This is a genomic window from Pseudomonas sp. SLFW, from assembly GCF_009905615.1.
GTDB classification, from domain to species: domain Bacteria; phylum Pseudomonadota; class Gammaproteobacteria; order Pseudomonadales; family Pseudomonadaceae; genus Aquipseudomonas; species Aquipseudomonas bambusae.
On record NZ_JAAAKW010000001.1, the window covers coordinates 405435 to 424433 of the forward strand.

At 61.6% G+C, this 18999-nt stretch carries 16 protein-coding genes and 1 pseudogene; 9 read left to right on the forward strand and 8 right to left on the reverse strand.

Annotated features, from left to right (window positions below; genetic code table 11):
- Positions 1-3 precede the first annotated feature (3 nt).
- Together GVN17_RS01640 and GVN17_RS01645 are read left to right on the forward strand one after the other, a co-directional pair.
- Positions 4-1164, forward strand: coding sequence for a GNAT family N-acetyltransferase (locus tag GVN17_RS01640; RefSeq protein ID WP_166593485.1), 1161 nt, complete (start codon positions 4-6; stop codon positions 1162-1164).
- A complete protein-coding gene (locus GVN17_RS01645) occupies positions 1157-1570 on the forward strand; it encodes a transporter (RefSeq protein ID WP_166593486.1) in 414 nt (137 codons plus the stop codon). The genes GVN17_RS01640 and GVN17_RS01645 overlap by 8 nt, the downstream gene beginning before the upstream one ends.
- A gap of 240 nt (positions 1571-1810) precedes the next feature.
- Here the strand turns inward: GVN17_RS01645 and GVN17_RS01650 are convergent, their stop codons facing one another.
- Positions 1811-2677, reverse strand: a complete 867-nt coding sequence (locus GVN17_RS01650; protein WP_166593487.1) for a fatty acid desaturase — start codon at positions 2675-2677, stop codon at positions 1811-1813.
- 376 nt (positions 2678-3053) lie between these two features.
- Between GVN17_RS01650 and GVN17_RS01655 the strand changes: the two genes are divergently transcribed.
- Genes GVN17_RS01655 through GVN17_RS01680 form a run of 6 tightly spaced genes read left to right on the forward strand, consistent with a single transcriptional unit; the run spans position 3054 to position 10350 of the window.
- A complete protein-coding gene (locus tag GVN17_RS01655) occupies positions 3054-3752 on the forward strand; it encodes an MtnX-like HAD-IB family phosphatase (protein WP_166593488.1) in 699 nt (232 codons plus the stop codon).
- Complete coding sequence (locus tag GVN17_RS01660; protein WP_166593489.1) at positions 3745-5139, forward strand: aspartate aminotransferase family protein; 1395 nt, start codon at positions 3745-3747, stop codon at positions 5137-5139. Before GVN17_RS01655 ends, GVN17_RS01660 begins: the two co-directional genes overlap by 8 nt.
- Positions 5136-6059 (forward strand): carboxylesterase, encoded by a 924-nt coding sequence (locus tag GVN17_RS01665; RefSeq protein WP_256665034.1) that lies wholly within the window; start codon positions 5136-5138, stop codon positions 6057-6059. Before GVN17_RS01660 ends, GVN17_RS01665 begins: the two co-directional genes overlap by 4 nt.
- A gap of 3 nt (positions 6060-6062) precedes the next feature.
- Positions 6063-7187 (forward strand): GNAT family N-acetyltransferase, encoded by a 1125-nt coding sequence (locus GVN17_RS01670; RefSeq protein WP_166593490.1) that lies wholly within the window; start codon positions 6063-6065, stop codon positions 7185-7187.
- Positions 7187-8956, forward strand: coding sequence for an ATP-binding protein (locus GVN17_RS01675; RefSeq protein ID WP_166593491.1), 1770 nt, complete (start codon positions 7187-7189; stop codon positions 8954-8956). The genes GVN17_RS01670 and GVN17_RS01675 overlap by 1 nt, the downstream gene beginning before the upstream one ends.
- A complete protein-coding gene (locus GVN17_RS01680; protein ID WP_166593492.1) occupies positions 8953-10350 on the forward strand; it encodes a sigma-54 dependent transcriptional regulator in 1398 nt (465 codons plus the stop codon). The genes GVN17_RS01675 and GVN17_RS01680 overlap by 4 nt, the downstream gene beginning before the upstream one ends.
- Before the next feature lie 133 nt (positions 10351-10483).
- Here GVN17_RS01680 and GVN17_RS01685 read toward each other — a convergent pair whose 3' ends face one another.
- The 7 genes and pseudogenes from GVN17_RS01685 to GVN17_RS01715 form a co-directional block, all read right to left on the reverse strand.
- Positions 10484-11413 carry a PfkB family carbohydrate kinase gene (locus tag GVN17_RS01685; protein ID WP_166593493.1) on the reverse strand — a complete coding sequence of 310 codons (930 nt, stop codon included), beginning with the start codon at positions 11411-11413 and terminating at the stop codon, positions 10484-10486.
- On the reverse strand, positions 11403-12872 hold the full coding sequence (locus GVN17_RS01690; protein ID WP_166593494.1) for a cytosine permease: 1470 nt from the start codon (positions 12870-12872) through the stop codon (positions 11403-11405). The genes GVN17_RS01685 and GVN17_RS01690 overlap by 11 nt, the downstream gene beginning before the upstream one ends.
- 180 nt (positions 12873-13052) lie before the next feature.
- A complete protein-coding gene (locus GVN17_RS01695) occupies positions 13053-14069 on the reverse strand; it encodes an ADP-ribosylglycohydrolase family protein (RefSeq protein WP_178115693.1) in 1017 nt (338 codons plus the stop codon).
- Positions 14066-14779: a GntR family transcriptional regulator gene (locus tag GVN17_RS01700; RefSeq protein WP_166593495.1), complete on the reverse strand. Its 714-nt coding sequence runs from the start codon at positions 14777-14779 to the stop codon at positions 14066-14068. Before GVN17_RS01700 ends, GVN17_RS01695 begins: the two co-directional genes overlap by 4 nt.
- A gap of 170 nt (positions 14780-14949) precedes the next feature.
- Positions 14950-15618, reverse strand: a complete 669-nt coding sequence (locus tag GVN17_RS01705) for a DsbA family oxidoreductase (protein ID WP_166593496.1) — start codon at positions 15616-15618, stop codon at positions 14950-14952.
- A 171-nt stretch (positions 15619-15789) separates the two neighbouring features.
- Positions 15790-16782 (reverse strand): alpha/beta fold hydrolase, encoded by a 993-nt coding sequence (locus tag GVN17_RS01710; RefSeq protein ID WP_166593497.1) that lies wholly within the window; start codon positions 16780-16782, stop codon positions 15790-15792.
- A gap of 380 nt (positions 16783-17162) precedes the next feature.
- Positions 17163-17798, reverse strand: a pseudogene (locus GVN17_RS01715) (5-methyltetrahydropteroyltriglutamate--homocysteine S-methyltransferase); the annotation flags it as partial.
- 190 nt (positions 17799-17988) lie between these two features.
- Here GVN17_RS01715 and metR point away from each other — a divergent pair.
- Positions 17989-18906 (forward strand): transcriptional regulator MetR, encoded by a 918-nt coding sequence (metR, locus tag GVN17_RS01720; protein WP_166593499.1) that lies wholly within the window; start codon positions 17989-17991, stop codon positions 18904-18906.
- Positions 18907-18999: the final 93 nt, after the last annotated feature.

Below are 18999 nucleotides of genomic sequence, written 5' to 3' on the forward strand. Positions count from 1 at the left end.
GTCATGACACACATTCAATTCATTCCCGAACAGGCCTCTGCGATCACGTTGAGCGACCGCTTGGCGTTAAGCGTCGAGGTCAGTCACAGCATCCACCGGGTCAGCCGCAGCGACTGGGCACAGCTCGACAGCGACCCACTGGAAGGTTACGACTATTACGCGGCCATCGAAGACAGCGGGCTGCCCGGCATCGAGCCGCGCTATTTCATGATTCGCGACGGCCAGCGACTGATCGCGGTGGCACCGGCGTATCGCGACCGGTTGAAGCTGAGTCACCTGCTGGACGGCGTGCTCGGCAGATTGCTCGGCCATTTTTCAGTACCGATTCTGGCGGTGGGTTCGCCCGTCACCGAGACCTGCTCCATCGCCTGCGCCCCGGACTGGCTGGCGCGCACGCCCGAGATTCTGCAGGTGCTGATCGACGCACTGCATCGGCAATCACGTCTGGAAGGCACGTGGCTGTACCTGTTCAAGGACGTGGCCGAAGAGCGCGTGACGCTGCGCAGCGCTCTGGAACATCTGGATTTCGTTCGCGTGGCGGGGATGCCGAGAACTTCATTGCCATTGCCGTTCACCGAGCTGGACGGCTATCTCGCCAGCCTGGGCCGGGTGATGCGCAAGGGCCTGAGACGCAAACTCAAGGCCCCGTCGAACCTGCGCATCGAGGCGCGGCAACATCAGGTGGAAGACGTGATCGAGCGCATGCTGGCGCTGTACGCCGACACTGTGGCGCGCAGTGGCGAAGAGATCGAACCGCTGACCGCCGACTATTTTCGCGCCGTGCTCGCCAAGCTGGGCGAGCGTGCGACCTGCTACCTGTTCTGGTCTGGCGACACGCTGATCGGCTTCAGCCTGCTGCTGGGCGATGGAACACGACAGATCGACAAGGTCTTCGCCTCCGACGGTGCCGCCGCCCGGGAACACAACCTCTACCACCGCACTTGGCTCGCCCACGTGCAGCGCTGCATCGAGCACGGCATCCCGACGTTCGAGGCGAGTCAGGCGGCGTATGGCGAGAAGCTGCGTCTGGGGTGCCAACTGCTGGGTAACGATCATTACGTCCGCCACCGCCGCCTGTGGGTCACCCGCGTATTGGGGTGGCTGGTGCACAAAGCCGGGCTGGATCAATCGACTGTGGCAATCAGGAATACCGACGATGAGTGAGCAGACCTTGAATCAAAAACCGGCCTGGCGCTGGCTGGAAGGCCGGGTTGCAACCATCGGCCTGTGGTGCCTGTTGATCGGCACCGAGAGCGCGGCGCAAATCGCCTTGAAACTGGGGGGCGATGGACTGGCGGCGATGCCGTTCGGGCTGGACTGGCTGCGGGCGGCGCTGACCAACGTCGCCGTGCTGGCGGCAGTCGGCTGCTACATCGGTTCGTTCCTGAGCTGGATGTTGATCCTGCGGCGCAGCAGTTTGTCACTGGCCTTCCCGCTCAGCTCGCTGGTGTTCGTGGTCGTGCTGCTGGGGTCGTGGCTGGGTCTCGACGAACACATCAGCGCCCTGCACTGGCTGGGCGTGTGGGTGATCATTGGCGGGATCGCGTTATTGGCGGAGGGCGAGCAGTAAAGCTGTGTAGCGGTACGGCTCTCCGGTGGCAGCAATCTCACGCGCCACCGTCGGCAAGCCGCGCTGCGACCCCCGCCGGGGAGCCTGCGCAAGGTTTCTTCTGTGGGAGCGAATTCATTCGCGAAGGGCCGGTACATCCGATACATCACCATCGCCTGAACTTTTTTCGCGAATAAACTCACTCCCACAGGTCTACGTGGGTGACTCACGTTTTGCGAGCAACGCGCCCCTCTCCTGTAGTCAGGTCTTGGAATGGTCCACCAAAAAACCTAACCCATGGGACACGGGGATTTCTTTCACGCCCATCATCCGCTGCTGGTCCTTGATCTGCTTGTGGAAGGCCTTGACCTTGGTCCAGTGCATTTTCGGACGGTAGTGGTGTTCGGCGTGGTAGCCGTTGTTCATCCAGATGACGTTGTACAGCGCGCTGTACGAACTCACGCCCCAGGCGATCGGCAAGTCAGGATTGCCACCCAGGTGCTCGTAATAGCCGTTCAGGGAAGACAACGACTGCCCCAGGTACCAGAACGGCAGCAACAGCAACACTGCATGCCAGTCATAGATCGCCAGCAGCAGATAGGCTGCGAGGGTCACGTAGATTTCAACCCTGGCCCAGCGCGCCTCATCCGGATGTTTACGCTTCATGTCTTCGTAATAGCTCTTCGGCTCGTCACGAAACGCGCTGAGGAACACATAACGCCACAGGGCCTCAGGTTCGCCATTGTGGCCATAGCGGTAGATCGACAGCGGGTCCACGGTGTCGCCCTTTTCGTCGGGGCGATCCGAGTTGCCCCGGTGATGGCGGTTGTGGATGTCGCGGTACAGGGTCTGGGAAAACCCGATGGTCACCGACAGCAGCAGGTCGAACGCTCGGTTCATCGGCTTATGGGTGAAGTACGGGTTGTGAATCTGGTTGTGCGAGATGCTGTTGATGCTCCACGACAGGCTCACGGCGTACACCAGCGCCAGCGGCACGATGGCCCACCACGACAGACTGTGGAAGGCCACGACCAGCCACAACACGAATGCGAAATGCGCCAGCGCCATGGCAATCGGGACGACGTCCCAGAGTGAATACGCGAGCCAGCGGTAAACGGGACGAGCCATGAAGAACTTCCTCGAAAACGATGAGTGCTTCGGCTCATTGCAAGGGCCAGACCAACCCGTGCGCTACTTGAAGGGCTACGCCACGGCGACGTCCAGCTCGCCTTGATTGACGCGGCCCTGCTCGCGAACGATGCTGCTGTCGGCGGCCGATCCCACCTGTATCCCCAGAGGTCGCTGTCAGCGCAAGCACTGATGTTGTTTGTAGCGACCTACAAAAATTGTAGCTTCACACCCCTCGCTTTTTCGTCGACACCCGCCAGCGCCCCTGCCCACCGGGCTTTCAGGCCTTTGGCACAGTCCCTGCTCTTACCCTGTCACGAGCGACACGGCGACTCCCTCGCCTCGCTCTCTCTTTGGACAAGACAGGCAAACGCAGATGATGCATTGGCATATCGTGTGTGATTTCGACGGGACGATCACGCCGACCGACGTGATCGACAACATTCTCGAACGCTTCGCCGACCCCAGTTGGGCCGACATCGAAGACGAATGGCTCAGCGGTCGCATGGGTTCGCGTGAATGCCTCAGCCGCCAGCTCGCGCTGGTCAAGGCCTACCCCGCGCAACTGCTGGACTACTTCGACAGCGTGACCATCGACCCGGACTTCCCGACCTTCGTCGAACACGTCCTCGGCCTGGGCTTCACCCTGGACATCGTCAGTGACGGCCTCGAACAAGGCATCGCGCGGATTCTGTCCCGTCACCAGATTCCCCTGTTGCCGATCATCGCCAACGGCCTGCGGCAAGTGGACCAGAACAGCTGGCGCATCGTGTTCCCCCACGCCAGCGACGCCTGCCGCGCCGCGTCGGGCAACTGCAAATGCAAATCCACGCCGAACGACAAACGCGTGTTGGTGATCGGCGATGGCAAGTCCGACATGTGCGTGGCCAGCACCGCTGATTTCGTCTTCGCCAAAGGCCGCCTGGCCGACCACTGCGCGCACAACGGCATCCCCCACGCGCGCTTCGAATCCTTCGCCGAACTCCCCGCGTTGCTGGCCTTCCTGCCGCACAGCCTGCCCGCGCCGGTCGCTCATCTCTCTACCGAATCCCAGGAACGCTTCCACCATGTCTGATATCCGCATCGCCACCGCCGAAGACCAGATCCTTCTGGAAAAAGAAGCCAAATACTGCTCGTTTGGCGACACCGTTCACTACATCGACCCACCGCGCATTTTCAGCCGCTGCGAAGGTTCGTACGTCTACGACACCAGCGATCAGGCCTACCTCGACCTGCAGATGTGGTATTCGGCGGTGAACTTCGGCTACGCCAACCCGCGCCTGAACAACGCGCTGAAGCAGCAGATCGACACCCTGCCGCAGATCGCCAGCCAGTACCTCCACAAGGGCAAGATCGAGCTGTCGGAGCGCATCGCTGTCGATGCCAAGAACAAGTTCGGCCTGGACGGTCGTGTGCATTTCAACGTCGGGGGTTCGCAGTCCATCGAGGACTCGTTGAAAGTCGTGCGCAACGCCAGCAACGGCAAGAGCCTGATGTTCGCCTTCGAAGGCGGCTACCACGGCCGCACCCTCGGCGCCTCGTCGATCACCTCCAGCTACCGCTATCGCCGCCGCTACGGCCACTTCGGCGAGCGTGCGCAGTTCATCCCGTTCCCGTACCACTTCCGCGGCCCGAAAGGCATGACCAAGGAAGAATACGGCAGCTACTGCGTGCAGCAGTTCGCCCGTCTGTTCGAGACCGAATACAACGGCGTGTGGGACCCGAAAGTTGGCCAGAGCGAATACGCCGCGTTTTACGTCGAGCCGATCCAGGGCACCGGCGGCTACGTGATTCCGCCGGTGAACTTCTACAGCGAACTCAAGCACGTGCTCGATCAGCACGGCATCCTGATGGTCGTCGATGAAATCCAGATGGGCTTCTACCGCACCGGCAAGCTGTGGTCGATCGAACATTTCGACGTCAAACCCGACGTGATCGTGTTCGGCAAGGCGTTGACCAACGGCCTCAACCCGCTGGGCGGCATCTGGGCCCGCGAAGAATTGATCAACCCGAAAATCTTCCCGCCAGGTTCGACCCACTCCACCTTCGCGTCCAACCCGCTGGGCACGGCCGTGGGTCTGGAGATGTTCAAGATGACCTCCGAAGTCGACTACGGCGCGATGGTCATGAACAAGGGCAAATACTTCCTCGAAGGTCTGCGCGACCTGCAAAAACGCTATCCGATCATTGGCGACGTGGACGGACTGGGCTTGGCCCTGCGTGCTGAAATCTGCCTGCCGGACGGCTTCACGCCAGACAAGGCGACCCTGGATTTCATGGTCGAAGAAGGCATGAAAGGCGACATCGAGATCAACGGCAAACGCTTGGGTCTGGTGCTCGACGTGGGCGGTTACTACAAGAACGTGATCACCCTCGCGCCGTCGCTGGAAATCAGCTACCCGGAAATCGACCTGGGCATCGCCCTGCTCGACCGCCTCCTGCACCGGGCCATGAAACGATGAGCCCGACGCCCTCACACACCGCGATCGACATGGGCGAAGGCGATGCCGGGTTCATTCTCGGCAACGGCGCCGTGGGGGTATTGCTCATCCATGGCCTGACCGGCACCCCGACGGAGTTGCGTCGAGTGGCCCAGGGCCTGGCGGACAGGGGCTGCACAGTGTACGTGCCGACCCTGGCCGGGCACTGCGGCGACAACGAGGACCTGCAACGCACGGTCTGGACCGACTGGTATGAAAGCGCCCGACGCACCTTCGTCGGCGTGCGCCAGCGCCACGCTCAGGTGTTTGTCGGCGGGCTGTCGATGGGTGCCGTGATGTCGATGCACATGGCCGCGCAGCACCCCGGTGAAATCGCCGGGCTGCTGCTGTATTCCACGACCTTGCGCTACGACGGCTGGAACATGCCGTTCGTGGCCAAGTTCACCCATTTCTACATGATGCTGCCGTTCGGCGTGCACCTGTGCCGCTTCAACGAAAAGCCGCCTTACGGCATCAAGAATCCGCGACTGCGCGCCATCGTCGAAAAACAGATGAAGGAAGGCGAAAGCAGCAACGCGGGGCTGTTGACCATGTCCGGCATCAGCGTGCGCGAGCTGCATCGGCTGATTGCCGTGGTCAAGCGCCACATGCCCAAGGTGACCACGCCGGCACTGGTGCTGCATTCGCTGGAAGACGACATCACCAGCCGCTGGAACGCCGATTACGTGGAGCGGCGACTGGGCGGGCCGGTGGTCAAGGTGCTGCTCGACAACTGCTACCACATGATCACCGTGGACCTCGAATACCGGCAGGTCATCGACCTGAGCGCGTCGTTCATCGAAACCCGGCTGCAAGGTGCTCCCCGCAAGGAAATCCCGGCACAGGAAGCCCTCGCGAATGACGAAATGATCACCCCCGACGACCATCCACAACTGGCCTGAACCATGATCAGCACCCACGCCTTTTCCAGCATCCGGTCCATTGATCGTGACGAATGGAATGACTGTTTTCCCGGTCAGCTGGAAGACTGGGATTTTTATCTGGCGGTCGAACAGGCGGGCGTCGAGCGCTTTCACTGGCGCTACCTGGCCGTGTTCGACGGGCCGCGCTTGCTGGGTGTCGCTCCGGCGTTTTACACCTGCTACAGCCTCGACACCACGATGCAAGGGGCCAGCAAACGTATGACCGAAAAGCTCAGGCGCCTGTGGCCGCGGGTGTTCGACTTGCAACTGTACGCAGTGGGTTCGCCCGTGGCCGAGCGCTGCAATGCCGGGGTCGCGAGCCACGTGCCCGCAGCGCAGCGGCAGGAGGTGTTCGACCGTTTGCTGCAAAGGGCGCGGCACGACGCCGACGGTCTGGGCATCGGCCTGCTCGCGGTGAAAGACGCGCCGCAACAGGATCATCTGTGGGCAAACACCTGCCGCAACGCCGGTCTGCAAGTGATGCCGAGCCTGCCCAGTGCGTTGTTGCCCGTCACCTACACGTCGCTGGACGCCTACCTCGGCTCGTTGGGAAAATCCACGCGCAAGGACCTGCGTCGCACCCTGCGCGGACCGGCGCCGCAGATCGAATGGCGGCGGCAGATCGACGATGTATTGCCAGACATCATGCAGCTCTACGAAGCGACCCTGTCGCGCAGTGATCTACAATTCGAACGGCTCGGCCCGGCCTATTTCACCCGCATCCTCCAACAGCTCGGCGAGCGGGCGGTCTGCGTGTTGTACTGGGTCGATAACCGGCTGGTGGCGTTCAACCTGATGTTGCTGAACGAGCAACGCCTGATCGACAAGATTTTTGCCCACGACCTCGAACACACACGGGACCTGAACCTCTATGCACGCAGCTGGCTGGCGAATGTCGAATACTGCATCCACAATCGCATCCCGGTGTACGAAGCGGGCCAGGCCGGGTACGCGAGCAAGATCCGTTTCGGCTGCCGCTTCGAACCCAACCTGCTGTTTTTCCGCCACCGCAACCGGCTGCTGAACACCGTGCTCAAACTGATCAAGCGCGTGATCAGCCCCGACCGATCCGATCCCGCCCTCGCGGCGGCAATAAGCGACCATTGATGACTGAACTCCCGCCACGCTCCGTCCGCTCACTGTTTTCCCTCTCGCGTTGGAGCGTGCAACGCAAACTGGTCTTGGCGTTCTGGCTGGTGAGCGTGATTCCGACGATGATCGCCGCCGAATTGGCGGCCTCCACGCTGTCGCAGATTTTCGATAGCAACGTGCGCATCTGGTTGCAGGAGTCGACCAAGATCGTCATCGACGAAACCACCGAAATCATGCACAACAACGCTCGGGTCGCGCAGTTGTTCCAGGCCTATGCGCGCTCGAACGTCGAGACCGGCAACCAACGCGACAAGCTGATCGCCGACGTGGCGGACGCCATGGGCATCGACGTCGTGGCGCTGATCCGCAGCGACGATCACAAGGTCATGTTCTCCACGGCCGCCGACGACATCGTCAGCCAGATCAGCCTCGCACCCAAGGCCGTTTTGCAGACCATTCACGAAGGCGGCAGCGCCGTGGGCACCGTGGTATCCACCTTCCATACCGTCGAGGGCGGCGTGGATTACGAGCTGGTGATCGCAACGTACCTGGACAGCAGTTTTCTCACCAGCGTGGCCGATGTGCACTCGCTGGACCTGCGCCTGTATCTGCGCAACAAGGAAGGGTTCGGCGAGATTTTTTCCACCCAGCGTTTCGAAGATCACCCGCCTCAGGTGCCGCCAAAAATCGAGGACATCCTGCGCAGGACCAAGGAAGCCAGCGAGCAATCCACACCCCGTTACAGCGGCCTGTATTCGCCCATCCTCAACGACAACGGTGAGCTCCAAGGGGTGATTTTCAGCGGCCTGTTGCGGCACTCGTCGCTGGTGGGACTGGTCAATCAGACCAACCTGTTTCTGGCGATTTTCCTGGTAGGATCGGCGCTGTCCCTGGGGGTCGGCTCCCTGGTTTCGCAGCACCTCACCCGCCCGTTGCGCGGTCTGCGTGAAGGCGTGAGGGCGGTCACTGCCGGGGATTATCACCGTCAGGTCGAAGTCATCGGCGGCGATGAGCTGGCCGAGTTAAGCGTGACTTTCAACCACATGACTGAACGTCTGCGCGAACTCCAGCATCTGGAAGCGCAACTGCGCAGGCGCGACCGGCTGCACACCCTCGGTGAAGTGGCGATGGGGCTGGCCCACGAAATCCGTAATCCGCTGGGCATCATCAAGACCGCCACGCAACTGCTGCACCGCCGCGCCAGCCTTCCGGAAACCGACATGCGCCACTTGGAATACGTGATTTCCGAGGTCACGCGGATCAACGACCTGATCACCGAATTCCTCGACTTCGCCAAACCGAGCGCGCCGATCCGTTCCACCCTCGCCGCCCGCGGGCTGCTGGAAGACGTGCTGGGCTTTTGCGCGCCGGAGCTGACCAACCACAACGTCAGCGCGCTGATCGAAGAACAGGCACCCGGCGCCACGGTCTACGCGGACGCCCGGCAGTTGACCCAGGCCTGTCTCAACCTGATCCTCAACGCCATTGACGCCATGCCCGACGGCGGACAGTTGACCCTGTCCATCGCCCGTGGTCAGGCTGACAGTGAGCGGCCTATGACGCGCATCAGCGTGTCCGACACCGGCGAGGGCATCGATGCAGACATCATCGAGCGCATCTTCAACCCGTTCGTGACCACCAAGGCCTCAGGTACGGGGCTTGGGCTGGCGAAGGTGTTTTCAATCATGGAGAACCACGATGGCCGTGTAGAGTGCCTGAGCGAACCGGGCGCGGGCGCCACGTTCAATCTGTACTTGCCGGCCGATGAAGGAGAACAGGCATGAGCCATAACGTGCTGGTGGTCGATGACGAACCCAAGCTGTGCGACCTGCTAGCGTCGGCCCTTAGCCAGAACGGCATTCAGGTGTTCACCGCCGGCAACGGCCTGCACGCCCTGACGGTGCTGGAACGCGAAGAGATCGATCTGGTGATCAGCGACTGGCGCATGCCTGGCATGGACGGCCCGCAACTGCTGGCGGAAATCAAACAGCGTTTTCCGCAGCTGCCGGTGATCGTCATGACCGCCTACAGCACGGTCAAGAATGCCGTGCAATCGATGCGCAACGGCGCCTACGACTACATCAGCAAACCCTTCGACATCGACGAGCTGGACGTTACCGTTCACAAGGCCTTGCAGTTCCGGGACATCCTGCGGGACAACCAGCGGCTGCGCGCCGAGCTGGACGAGCACCAGCAGATCGAGAGTCTGGTGGGCGACAGTCCGGCGTTCCGACGGGTGCTGCAAGCGGTGGACTCGGTGCGTGAAAGCAGCGCAACGATCCTGCTGACCGGAGAAAGCGGCACCGGCAAGGAAATGGTCGCACGGGCCATCCACAAACACGGCAACCGCGCGGACAAACCCTTCGTCGCGGTGAACTGCGCGGCCATCCCCGAAGGACTGCTGGAAAGCGAGATGTTCGGCCACAAGAAAGGCGCGTTCACCGGCGCGGTGTCGGACCGGGTCGGACGCTTTCAACAGGCCGACAAGGGCACGTTGTTCCTCGACGAAGTGGGCGACATGCCGCTGGCGTTGCAGGCAAAAATCCTGCGCGCCTTGCAGGAACGGGTTATCGAACCGGTGGGTGATCCTCGCGAGCGCAAGGTCGATGTGCGCGTGATCGCAGCCACCAACAAAGACCTGCTCGACGCGGTGGCCCGCAAAGAATTCCGCGAGGACTTGTACTACCGCCTCAACGTGTTTCCGATCCCTCTGCCTGCCCTGCGCGAACGGGCCGAGGACATCCCGTCACTGGCCCGGCATTTCGCCCACGTGCTGGGCGCCACGGCAGGTAAACGCATCACCGGCTTCAGTCCCGAAGCGCTGCTGGCCATGGCCAACTACACGTGGCCGGGCAACATCCGCGAACTGCAAAACTGCGTCGAACGCGCGACCATCGTGGCCTCGACGCCGACCATCGAAGAGTCGGATTTACCGGCTTATCTGTTTGGTGCACGGCAGTCGTCTTCGTCGACCGTGAGCATTCTCAGCGAAGGCCCCGGCATCCCCAAAGACCTCGACGCCGCGTTGGCGGAAGTCGAAAAAGCCTACATCCTCGCCGCCCTCCAAGAAACCAACGGCGTCCAGGCCGCCGCCGCGCAACTCATCGGCATCTCCGAACGCAGCTTCTGGTATCGACTGAAGAAACTGGAGATTCATGTGGACAAGATTGTGCGCTAACAGCCTTGCTCGACCTGATTACCGGGCCGGACACAACACCTGTGGGCGCGAATTCATTCTCGAAGCGGTTGTACATCCTATGAAGGTGTATCGGCTGTAACGGCCCCTCGCGAATGAATTCGCTCCCACAGATTTAGCCCTCATCTGCCTTGATCAACGCGTCGACCTCTGCGGCCACAGGCGCGGTCGCCGGCCCCCACCGGGTCACGGCAATCGCCGCTGCCGCGTTGGCGCGCAATGTCGCTTGCTCAGCCGAAAGCCCCGACGCCAAACCTGCCAGCAAGACCCCGGCATGGGCGTCGCCCGCGCCGTTGGTGTCGATGGCCCTCACTGGAAAACCGCGCACATGCTGCGCATCACGGCCCTGTCGAAGCCAGCAACCTTGCGGGCCGTCACGCACGACAATCAACGCGTCCTCGTTCAGCCACTGCGCGAGTTTCTCAAGGGCATCGCCGATCCCCTCGCACCCGGTAAACCGCAGCGCCTCTTCGCAGTTGCTGGTCCACAGCGTAATCATCGGCAAGACCGCTTGCACCTCGGCGCCCTCCGGCGAGCTCACCAGCGGGCCCGGATCGAACACCACGTTCGCTCCGTTCGGCAAACCGCCCAGCCACGTCAGCAGCGTCGAGACTTTGCCCTTGTGCAGCAGGCTGTAACCGCTGACGAACACGTAGTCGTCGGGCTGCACGACAACGCTGCTCAAATCCATAGCCGACAACCCGCCCTCGGCGCCCACATAGGAAATGAACGAGCGCTCCGCCGACGGTTCGATCAGGGCGACCGAGAGGCCGGTGTCCTGATCGTCGGACACTGGCGTGGCGGCTTCTATACCTTCCACCGCCAGCGCCTGGCGCGCCAGATCGCCAAACCGCCCGGCGCCGTGTCGTCCAAGGTAGACCGTCTGCAAGCCATTGCGACACGCAGCCGCCATGACGTTGAAACCGCCACCGACCTCGAATTGCGCGGAGCGGGCGAGGACGTCGCCCCCCGAGCGTGGCAAGGCGTCGAGCCCCATGACCAGGTCAACCACGACCTGGCCGGTGTACAGCAATCTAGCGGGCATGAGCAGCCTCTTCAGTGACGACGCGGCGGTCGCGGGAACCGCCGAGGATGGCATACAGACCGCCTGCGACCACGAAGGTCACGATCCAGCCCAAGCCGTTATGGCCGAACCAGGAGTCGGACAGGAAGCCTTTGAACAAGACATTTTCCGGCGTGGTGGCGACGGTGGTGAAGCTGAACCCCAACACGATGGCCAACGCCCATGCGCCGACCGCACGCCATTCCACACCGCCGCTGTACCAGTAGGCGCTGCGCGGCGAGACGTCCATCAGGTCTTTCGCGGAATAGACATGGCGATGGAGCAGGTCAACCACGAAGATCCCGACCCACGCGGTGATCGGCACCGCCAGCATCGAGATGAAAGTAATGAACGGACCGTAGAAGCTGTCAGCGATCAGCATGAAGTAGATCGACCCACAGAAGATCGCCACGATGTCGACGATCACCGCGTGCACGCGTTTGATCTTCAGGCCGAGGGTCAGCGTGGTGAGGCCCGCCGAGTACACCGACAGGTTGTTCGACAGCAACAGTCCACCGAACGCGGTGATCAGGTACGGCACCGCCATCCAGGTCGGCAGCAGCTCGCGAATGGCGATGATCGGGTCGGTGGCCGAGGCCAGGTGATCGTTGCCCACCGACAGCAAGCCGCCGAGCGTGATCAGCAGCACCAGCGGAATGCCTGCGCCAAACGCGGCGGACGCCACCAGCCGGGTGGCCTTGACGCTGCGATGCTGATAGCGCGACATGTCGGCACCCGCGTTGGCCCAGCCGATGCCGGTGCCTGCGGCCATGGTGCCGACGCCGATGATCATCGCGCTGACCGGTGCAGGCGTCGCAGCGAACACGGCGTTCCAGTCGATGTGCGCAATCAGGAACCCGCCCACCACGATGTTCAACGCGCCGAAGATGTACGTCGCCCACTTCTGGATGACCAGCAAGGTCGCGTGGCCCAGGCCGGAAACGGTGAGGGTCATCAGCACGAAAATCGCAATGAAGATCAGGGTCAGGACGGGCGAGTTTTTAGCCTCGACCGCCGTGCCAAACAGGATCGAACACAGCGACAGCAGCACAAACGCCGCCGTGGTGGTGTTGACCGTTTCCCAGCCAAGGCGGGACATCAGTGAAACGATGGTAGGGCCGATGTTGCCGCGCATGCCGAAAATGGCGCGTGAGAGTGTCAGACTCGGCGCACGGCCTCGGCGACCGGCGATGGAAATCACCCCGACGACGGCAAAGGAGCCCGCAGCGCCGAGGATCGCCACGATGATGGCCTGCCCAATGGAAAGCCCGCGAAAAGCCACCAGGGTCGCGCCGAGCGGCAAACCGAGAATGCTGATGTTGGCCGCGAACCAGACCCAGAACAGTTGCAGCGGATGGCCGTTGCACTCGTTTTCCGGAACCGGCTCGATGCCGCGTGTTTCAAGCTGACCTGCGCATTGTGCGGCGTTGGATGACGTCATGGGAAATGCTCCTGTTGCCATTTGTTCTGGTTGTGGGCAGTACGCAAAGCAAGTGACGTCCGTGTCAGGTGGAGGTTATCGCGCCTTTCGCGAGGCGCAGGAACCCCCGGTCGCCTTAATATTCAAGGCGACATGTGGATCTCTCTTATTCAATTCGGCACGCGGACGTGCCCGCGTCGGTCAAGCCGCGCGCAGGGACAACAAGTGTTCGACCAGCGTGGAAAGCTCAAGCCCGTTCACCACCTGGACCTGCTCGATCAGATCGGCGGGCCAGGCGTGCATGCCATGACACGCGCCCAACATGGCCCCGAGGATCGCCGCGATGGTGTCCGTGTCGCCGCCGAGACTGGCCGCCATGCACAACGCATCGAACGCCGACAATTGGCCGGACGCAACCTGATGCGCCAGCGCGAACGCGGCGATGACTGATTCCTGAGACGCCACCGACGTGCCGATCACGTCATAAATCAGATCGGGCAGTTGTTCGTTGCTCACTTGAGCGCAAAGCTGTTTGGCCCAGACGATGCGGGCCGAGATGCGTCCTCCCGCGATCCAGTGACCATGGCGCTCGGCCCGCTCGGCGATCCGCGCGCCGATGTCCAGCGCGTCACCGAGGCCGACGCCGTTGATCCCCGCTGAGATGACGGCTGCCACAGCGGCTGCGCTGGAAATGCCAAGGGTGGTGTTGTGCGTGACCTGACAGGCTTGCACCACTGACTCGACGAACTGCTGCTCATCGGCCACGTCCGCCGCGATCCCGACCGGTGTGATGCGCATGGCCGCGCCGTTGGTGGTGCCGAAGCGTCCCGCCTCTTCCGGACTGTGGCCTGCCAGAATCATTTCGATGGCGCGTTTGGTCGAAGGGCCAAGGAGGTCTTGCGAGCCCTTCGCCTGCATCACCGCTTCCCAGTCGATCAGGCTCTGCGCCAGGTCTGAAGGACGGATCAGCCCTCCCCCGGCAATGAGCAATTCAGCCACCAACACGGCCTGTTCGGTGTCATCGGTGATCGACCCGGCGACCATGTTCGGCGCAATCGGTTGATCGGCGTCGGCCGCGGTCAGGGTGGTGATCCGGTCGAAGCGCTGCTTGATCTGCTCGCGACTCAGGGATTGCGTGGGCATGCCCAGCGCGTCTCCCAAAGCCAGGCCATAGAAGGCGGCCAGCGGGCGGTCGCGAGTGTCGATCAATGCCGTCATGTAGTCGATCCAAATGCCAGATGCAGACGAAAATGCACGGGGTCCAGAAGGCTCTCCACGTGCTCCATGAAACGCTCGCGGCGGTCGAACGTGGTTCGTGTCGCTTTGAGAAATACGGTGCCCGGTTCACGCAACATCAGCGCTGCGTCATCGTTGCTCAGGGGCTCAGCGCCGATCCATTGATCGCCGCGATCCCCGACGTAACCGTGGGCGGCCATGGTCACGGTCAGTGAATCGTCGATCAGCCCGTGCTGTGGCAGGTTTTCCAGGCCATCGACGGCCGGGATCAATACCCGCTCCAGTGACACCACGCTGCCGTCGCCTGCCGTGCGGCGCCGATCCAGCGCGACGAAATCCGCCGTGCCGAATCGTACGGCCAGGTCAGGCCGTTGCACCGTCACCAGCCGCAGAATCTCGGTGCTGACCTTCGCACCGGTGTCGGCCAATGCCTGCGCCCACCCGGCGCGCTGGTCCAGCGAAATACCGTCGTAGGTCACGATGGAGCCGACGCCGGTCTGCGTTGCGATGTAGTTGCGACGCTTGAGCTCGGACAGCGCTTCACGCAGCGTGCCGCGACTGACGTTGAACTCCTGGGCCAGCAAGTTTTCACCCGGCAACAATTCGCCCGATCCCATCTGACCGGTTTCAATACGGCGCGCCAGCTCATCGACTACGCGTTTTTTCTTGTCAAATCGAACCTGTCTAATCATGTACAAATTGATATCCGAAAAGGGTTGGTAGGAGCAAGCTATTTTTAATTTGCAATCAGAGATTTGTTACATCTGTTACGTCAAGTTGCGACCGACTTTGCCCCAGCTGGATGCTTTGAAGATCCCTCTGGAACAAGGTCGCTCGCAACGACGTCACTCAGCGTAGTCGATCATTGGGCGTCGTTAACGACACTCGATTGTTCGCTGATGATCTGACGAATGGCACCGACGAAAACGTCGACCGGTTGACCACCGGACACCGCGTATTGGTCGTTGAAGACGATGGTCGGCACCGAACTTACACCACGGGAGACCCACAGCTGTTCAAGCTCCCGCACCTCGGCGGTGTATTCGTCGGACGTAAGAATGGCTTCGGCGCGGGCGCGATCCAGACCCACCTTCTGTGCGACGTCAGCCAGTATCTGGTGGGAAGACACGTTGGCGTGCAGGCTGAAATAGGCCGTGAACAGCGCTTCTTTCAGCGCGTGCTGCTTGCCTTCCCCTTCAGCCCAGTGAATCAGGCGGTGGGCATCGAAGGTGTTGTAAACGCGTCGGTCGCCCTGTTTGAACACGAAGCCCAACTCGGCACCGCGCTGACGAATGTTCTCGGCGTTGGCTTGGTATTGCTCACGTGTGGAGCCGTACTTTTGGGCGATGTGTTCGAAGATGTCCTGGCCTTCAGGCCCCATTTTCGGATTCAGTTCGAACGGCTGGAAGTGAATCTGCGCCTGGACCTCGTCGCCCAGATGCTCCAGCGCCTGATCCAGCGCCCGCAGACCGATGATGCACCAGGGGCAGGCGACGTCGGAGATAAAATCGATTTTCAGTGGAGTACTCATGGCAGCCTCGTTCCAAAGCGGAAAAGGTGCACGATACGCCTCTGTCGTCGAGCGAAAAACCTGTAGGAGTGAGCTTGCTCGCGATTGCGCCCTGTCAGACAACCTCGTTGCGCCTGCTGAATCGCAATCGCGAGCAAGCTCACTCCTACAGCGCTCTTGCGGCTTGCCTGTCTAGAGCTGGGCGACGTGGGACGCATCCTCGCGATGCTCACGCAGATACGGCAACACCGCCGCAAGTAACGGCGCCTTGAACGCCTCCTGGAAACGATGCGCCAAGCCAGGAATCAGCTTCAACTGACTGCCCTGAATATGCGCGGCGACGTGAATGCCGTGCATCACCGGCAGCAACGGATCGGCTGTGCCATGCACCACCAGCGTCGGAACCCGCAGGCGATTCAACAGTTCGACGCGGCTCGGTTCAGCCAGGATCGCCAGAATCTGCCGCTTCACCCCTTCAGGGTTGAACGCTCGGTCGTAGGAAATCGCCGCCTGCTGCAACAGCTTCTGGCGATCGTCTTTGACTTCCGGACTGCCCAGCGCCGCCAGCAAATCCGCCTGTTGCTCCAGCGCCGTTTGACGGTCCGGTGCGCCGCGACGGGCGAGCAATTGCAGCAATGCAGGACTTGGCATCGGCAGGCCCGGTGCGCCGGAGCTGGTCATGATCAGGGTCAGGCTTTCAACCCGTTTCGGCGCCATGTCGGCCAGGTGCTGAGCGATCATCCCGCCCATACTCGCGCCCAGCACATGAAACCGCTGAACGTGGATCGCGTCCATCAGACCCAAAGCGTCCTGCGCCATGTCGGTCAGTGAATACGGCGCCGACACCGGAAGGCCGATCTTGTAGCGCAGGACTTCGTAGGTGAGGTTGGCGGTGGCGGGCGCCTGCACCCATGTCGACAGGCCAACGTCACGGTTGTCGTAACGAATCACCCGGAAACCTTGCTGACACAGCGCGACGACCACCTCGTCCGGCCAGTGGATCAACTGGCCGCCGAGGCCCATGACCAGCAGCAACGCAGGGTCCGAATCGCGACCGACGCTTTGATACGCCAGGTGTACCTCATCGAGCACGGCCACTTGCGTGGGAACGTTGACGTCGCATCGAGAGGCCGCAAAAGACGGCAAGCTGCACATGAGCGCAGCCAGGAAAAATAGAAACCGCATGAAAAACACCGAAACGCAGAACCCCAGTAGGCCGCGAGTCTGATGAAGTTTTCCAAAGCGCGCTGCCACAGTTGCGTGACATTTTGATGAAGGGGGCTGAACGGCGCTTTTTTGAGCGGCAAGCGGCAAGCTTCAAGCAAGAGCAGTGCGCAGTACCCTTGAGGAATTTGGCAAAGCACATAGTGCTGTGGGGGCGAATTTATTCGCGATTGGCCGGTGCAGACGACACATGTGCGTCGCCCGGCCGATTTTTCGCGAATGAATTCGCTCCCACAGTTAAATCCGCAGCAGCCTCACTTCCCCGGGGTGCTCGAACAGGGATTCAACAGCAGCCGGAAGAACGTTTGCGGATGCCAAACCGACATTTAAGCCGCGTTCTGATCGACGGGGTTAACCAGCAATGCGCCCGTATCCGTGATCCACAGGTTCTCCCCAAATCGCGCCTTAGCCTCGCTCAACAGCTCGCGGGCGACGCGCAGATCGCAGCGCCAGACGTTGAGGTCAGTGGCCACGCCCAGGGACAGCACTTTATAGGTCGGCAACCGGTCCAGCAGCGTAGGCAATTGCTCTGGAGCGCGCACCAGGTCCACATGCAGGCCATTCACGGCCAGGGAAACTGCCAGACCAAGGTTGACTTCCAGGCCACCGAAATCGGTCGCGATGAGCTTTTTCAGCGGCGAATACTGCAGGGTGTGGTAGGCGCGCTCGAACGCGTTCTTCCAGTCTTGTGGTAGCTCAAGGCTCAGGATCGGTTCGTCGATCTGCACCCATTCAACGCCTTGTCCGGCGAGACGCCCGAGGAGGTCGCCGTAGATCGGTAGCAAACGGTCGAGCAATTCGAGCGTGTCGAAATTGCCGGCTTTGGCCTTGCCGAGCCACAGGTAAGTCAGCGGGCCGATGATTACCCGTTTGCCCTGCGTCCGGGCCTCTTCCACTTCATCGAGTGGTGAGTCCATGTTGAATTCGAAACGCTGGTCCCGAGTGAATTCCGGGACCCGGTCGAGGTAGCTGGCATCGCCTCTCCAATAGGCCTCAAAGGCTTTCTTCAATTCAAGACCCGCTTGAAGGGGTGCGAATTCGAGGGTATGGGCCGAGGCCATGATGACGTCTCCTACAAAAGATGGCGCCATTGTCGACACTTCACCCCACATGAGACAAACTCATTGTTTTCGTGTTGATCACAAAATTCATTCATGGAGCGCCCCGGTGCTTGAGATACGCCACCTGAAAACCCTGCATGCGCTGCGCGAGGCTGACAGCCTGGTCGATGCCGCTGACCGGCTACACCTGACGCAGTCCGCCCTGTCCCACCAGTTCAAGGAATTGGAAGAGCGCATGGGCATGCCGCTGTTCGTGCGCAAGACCAAGCCCGTGCGGTTTACCAGCGCGGGCCTGCGACTGCTCCAATTGGCTGATTCGGTGCTGCCGCAGCTGCGCAACGCCGAGCGCGACATCTCGCGGTTGGCCGGTGGCGTGGCGGGCCGCTTGCACATGGCCATTGAATGCCACAGCTGCTTTCAGTGGCTGATGCCGACCATCGACCAGTTTCGCGATGCATGGCCGGAGGTCGAACTGGACCTGGCCTCGGGTTTTGCCTTCGCCCCTTTGCCAGCGTTGGCCCGTGGCGATCTGGACTTGGTGGTGACGTCCGATCCGGTGGACCTGCCAGGCATTACCTACGTGCCGCTGTTCACCTACGAAGCCATGCTGGCGGTGGCCAATCAACACGCGCTGGCGAGCAAGCCGTTCGTGGTGCCGGAAGACCTGGCGAGCGAAACCCTGATCACCTACCCGGTCGAGCGGGATCGTCTGGACATTTTCACGCGCTTTCTGGAACCGGCCGACATCGAACCGGCGCAAGTGCGCACGTCTGAGTTGACCGTCATGATGATGCAGCTTGTGGCCAGTGGGCGAGGCGTGTGTGGGATGCCGCACTGGGCGCTGCATGAATACAGCTCGCGGGGCTACGTGAAAGCCAAGCGGCTGGGTGAGAAAGGGCTGTTTGCGACGCTGTACGCGGCGATTCGCGCCGATATGCTCGACGCACCGTACATGCGCGACTTCCTGCTGACCGCAAAAGACACGTCGTTCTCGACGCTGGATGGGGTGAGTGCGGTGAGGTGAGGCCCAGCCACGCACAGCTTTGAACTGCGGGAGCGAATTCATTCGAGAAACGGAGGTACAACCGATAAACATGTGTCGGATGTTCCTTCATTC